4 protein-coding genes are annotated in these 3,965 nt (G+C 41.0%); all 4 read right to left on the bottom strand.

Annotation, left to right across the window (positions count from 1 at the left end):
• Nucleotides 1–185: 185 nt before the first annotated feature.
• Nucleotides 186–1,301 (bottom strand): DUF2931 family protein, encoded by a 1,116-nt coding sequence (locus ACT3RN_RS14855; protein ID WP_444518774.1) that lies wholly within the window; start codon nucleotides 1,299–1,301, stop codon nucleotides 186–188.
• Nucleotides 1,302–1,425: 124 nt separating this feature from the next.
• Nucleotides 1,426–1,827 carry a hypothetical protein gene (locus ACT3RN_RS14850; protein ID WP_444518773.1) on the bottom strand — a complete coding sequence of 134 codons (402 nt, stop codon included), beginning with the start codon at nucleotides 1,825–1,827 and terminating at the stop codon, nucleotides 1,426–1,428.
• 21 nt (nucleotides 1,828–1,848) lie between these two features.
• Nucleotides 1,849–3,534 carry a T6SS phospholipase effector Tle1-like catalytic domain-containing protein gene (locus ACT3RN_RS14845; RefSeq protein ID WP_444518772.1) on the bottom strand — a complete coding sequence of 562 codons (1,686 nt, stop codon included), beginning with the start codon at nucleotides 3,532–3,534 and terminating at the stop codon, nucleotides 1,849–1,851.
• Nucleotides 3,535–3,577: 43 nt separating this feature from the next.
• Nucleotides 3,578–3,965, bottom strand: a 388-nt coding sequence (locus ACT3RN_RS14840) for a DUF2345 domain-containing protein (protein ID WP_444518771.1), incomplete at its 5' end; no start/stop codon positions are given.

The raw sequence follows: 3,965 nt of genomic DNA, 5'->3' as shown, positions 1-3,965 counted from the left end.
ATCTTTAACGATGAAAGCGGTTGTTTATGAAATATTCAGAAAGAATTATAGTTCTGTTTAGAGGTAAAAGGCTTTTAGCTATTTGGGTGATAAACTAAACCTCATATCATCTGTCCTAAATTATTTGACCACTAGTAAGTATATGAGTCTTCTTATTCGAGTATCTTTATATGTCTAGACCAAATTTATTTGAACCATTTATATTCATCGTCTTTTAGTAGACGATAGAAACTACCATGTAAGGGTAGATGTTGCATGGTGATACCATCAACGGTTAAATCAGCGACTAGCTCACCATCAATAATGTTGACCATTAGTGCTGCAGGCTCTTTGTTTTCCGCAAAAAAAGTTTTAAAAACCTCAAACTGCTCGACATCGCCATCAGGCATTTCTAGGGCATCTGGGTCACTCTTACTGAAAACAATAGCCGCTTGGTATCGTTTGCCCTCATGTTTAAAGTATAAGCGATACCAAGCAGGCACTGCTTTTTTACTCTTGTATGTGGTTAAATCTACTTCAGACCTTTTAATAAAACTGTCTTCACCGTTGATTAAAAATTCGGTATAACCATATACATCAAGCGGCGTGGAGAGATACCATGGAAACTTTTGGGTATTAAAGGCTTTCCATCTACCAATAGGAAAGGTACCGTTGGCTGCTTGCGCTTGTATCTCTTCTGGCTGATCCTCAACAAACCCTGATAGATATTCTTCTTCACTCAAGCCTTCAGGATTAAAATGATTGGCCTGTGCAAAATACTCCCACGGAATATCTACTTCTTCTGCTTGAAACTGTGCCACCTCTACAACTTCTGCCCAACCAAGACGTACTGAGACAAAACCACCAGGGGCAAGTGCTAATTGTATTTGTTTAAACCGTTCGGTATTTGGTGTGTCTTTGAAATCCATAGTCAACGTACGCTGAAACTGTTTTTCTATTTCTGCTTTGGGCAGTCTGGCTCTGACATGATAGTATTTGCCTTCTACTGGCGCCAGCCACGTGAGATTGATGCCATCAGGAATGCGAGAGCCACCTGACGCACCAGCACTCGCTGTCCGCCATCCTCCCCCTGAGTACGCATCAAAACCGCGTCTTGATCCATCGTCATACATCCAAAAAGATTCGCCTGCTACTAGCTCAATGGGGTAGTAGCGTGGCGCAAATACTGCTGTAGAAAACCCCGTGTTACTCTCTTTCATAAACACTCCCTTTAATTCACGAGATACATCTTTTCCAAAGACAATGCAGGCCGTGAGCGATGCAATAAGCAGTGATAATATGGCGAGTTTGATACTTTTCATAAGTGTGCCTTTATTTATGCTATAGCATGACGCTGTCATTGCGTATTCAAGTGGTACACCATATCTTTGTGATATCACCACGATTTGATGATAGATAAGACAGACAGCCTAATTAGATTAATAACTATCTATCGGCTGGTACACTAGGTACACCGTTTCTGCAGTCAAATCTTATAGTACCCACAGGCAAGTCATACTTTTTCCAATAGCGACGCAGCTGCGGCGTGGTCAGCTCGTTTCCTTGACAGTCCTTTGGTAACAACGGTGTATTTCCGTCACAAACAAAATATAGTGTGCCTTGAGGCAAGTTGTTGTCTTCCCAGTATCCTTTTGCCCAACTTTTAGGTAGTGGCGAAAAAAGAGGCTTGCCTGTTGCTGGATTGATCTGTGTGGTACATTCTCCTACTGCATTGCCAGAGTCAGTTTTTAAATCGTCTTGTTCATACATAAACCGCGCACCCAAATCGATACAGGCAGTGAGGCCTAATAGACTGGTTAGGAGTAAAGCTAGTTTTATTGACTTCATGAGCGTATCCTTTGTGATTATCTAACCAGAAATGACGGCACGATAAAATTGATTGGTTTTTGGGTTAATCCTAGGTAGGCTGACTGATACAACTTGTTCACTAGTCTTTTGAGTGACTTCACTTGGCCACTGCAAGTATTTATTAAACAAGATCTTTTGTAGTTTGGGGCTGCTTACAGTAACATAAGGTAGCAAGTGTTGACTGTTGTTAATAATATGGTCCGATATATAATCTTTAGAATTTGCTTTCCATCGCGTCATGACTTGCGGCTGCATATCTTCATAAAACTGTTTCAAATAGTCATCTTTAGTGGTGCTGATGGCATATTTTTTTAATATATTATCGTTAAAACGATAGGCTCCTGCCTCTTTTATCAGATCGAGCATGATCCAAGTCGGAATTTTTGGGTAACCTACAGTCAGTGCTCTATTTACGTTAAGCATTTTGTAAGGTGAGTCTTCTTCAATCAAGATCTCTGTTTTTTCTGCAGTTTTTTCTGTTTTTTTCGTATTAACAAACCAACCTTGTTTGATAAGTATCTGCATGGCAGTTTCGAGTGATGCTTGATTCATAGCGTCTATCATCTCGTTTTGGTCTTCAATAGCGTCACCGATTACCCCGAGTATTGCTCTTGCAGGCGTTGTCACCATATTAGAAATTGACCAAGATTTTCGCTGAATGATAGTTTTCTTATCAACGTTACCAGCGAATTCATATTCTTTTGTCTTTTCGTTATATTTTTTCTTGGTATTCTTACCATCACCAATATCGGTATGATTGCCAGGTAGTACCACCTCCAAGCCATAGCCGCGCGCCACTGCCTGCTGGATGCTGGTGACAGAAAATTTTTGGCGAAACTCATGCCCTGCGACTAGATGAACTATCTTGCTGGTAATTTTGCCTTTGGCAAATGCCAAACCTTGTTTGTCTCCTTTTACATCATTGGTATGATTTGTTCCTATAGAGCTGACCGTATCAAACAATCCGACAAATCTAACCATGACTGTATATTCTGTTAAATCAAGCCCATAATATGTTAATAGTTCTTTGTCCCTTTCTTTAATGATACGATTAACAAACATACGTGCCGTTGCTGCGCCGCGACTAAAACCATAGACATCGAACATGACAATATGGATAGGAACTTTACTTTTCTTTTTTACAGCTTCTAATTTATCTTGAACTTGCTCACACATTTTTTCTAGTTTTGCATAAACACCAGTGTCTCCCCTACCAAGACCACTACCAAAGGCGCTGTCAGATTTCATAGCGGCTTCAGAGCCCTTGTAGTCATTCACATCATCAAGTGCATAAGGATCATCTGAGGGCGTTGTCGTACCTGAGCCATCTACATATACAGGAATGATATAAGGGTCGTCTGTACGAGCAGCGCGGTTCATCTGATCAACACCTGTTGGTGCCCGCGCAAAGCTGGTTTCATCTGCCTTATACATTTTTTGGTATTTTTTTTCTGTAGATGAATCATCATGGTCATAAATCTTACCGTCTATACTGTATCTATCACTTTGATACCAGTTACTATCGTTGTACCAGTTGGAATTAAATTTACTATTCCATGTGCCATCGAAATAAACGTTAAACTCAACACGGCGTATTTCTAACTCAACTGTCGATCCTTCAGTTGTGTTCGATGGAGCAGGTATTTTATTTAATGGCTTTTCTTGATCGTCTGAACTACTTATCATCTTATTTTTCCTGTCAGGTATGCTTTGTTTACCGTTAACTTTTCTAGTCAATATCTGCTTTTACGATCAGGTCAGCCGTTTCAGCACCAGTATGGACTCTCATGGTTTCACCCTTGTCATTGGTTACGCCGCGGTAGATTTTACCGTCAGAGGTCTCAATTTTATAAGCAAACCCAGGCACAATATTGCCCAGCGTATCTTTAATCACAAACATCTCATCGTGCGGATCTTGATAGTCAAGCACGCCATATTTCGCAAAGCCCCCCGGAACCAAACTCTTCTTCACCGCCTGAATCTTAATCGTCCCCGGACACACCAGCTTAATCCCGCTATCATCAATCGTAATGGATGCTCCTGCTGACGTTTGCAGCTTAATCCGCTTCGGACTCGACACATTGACCTGTCCTGACTCACTACCAACCGTCATCGAC

Source organism: Psychrobacter sp. AOP5-GZ1-6, assembly GCF_052376345.1.
GTDB lineage: Bacteria > Pseudomonadota > Gammaproteobacteria > Pseudomonadales > Moraxellaceae > Psychrobacter.
This window is presented reverse-complemented; position numbering and strand designations above follow the sequence as displayed.

Bases quoted from the DNA above. Each gene is read 5' to 3' on its own strand.
- ACT3RN_RS14850 (WP_444518773.1), bottom strand. From the start codon at position 1,827: ATGAAGTCAATAAAACTAGCTTTACTCCTAACCAGTCTATTAGGCCTC.
- ACT3RN_RS14845 (WP_444518772.1), bottom strand. From the start codon at position 3,534: ATGATAAGTAGTTCAGACGATCAAGAAAAGCCATTAAATAAAATACCT.
- ACT3RN_RS14855 (WP_444518774.1), bottom strand. From the start codon at position 1,301: ATGAAAAGTATCAAACTCGCCATATTATCACTGCTTATTGCATCGCTC.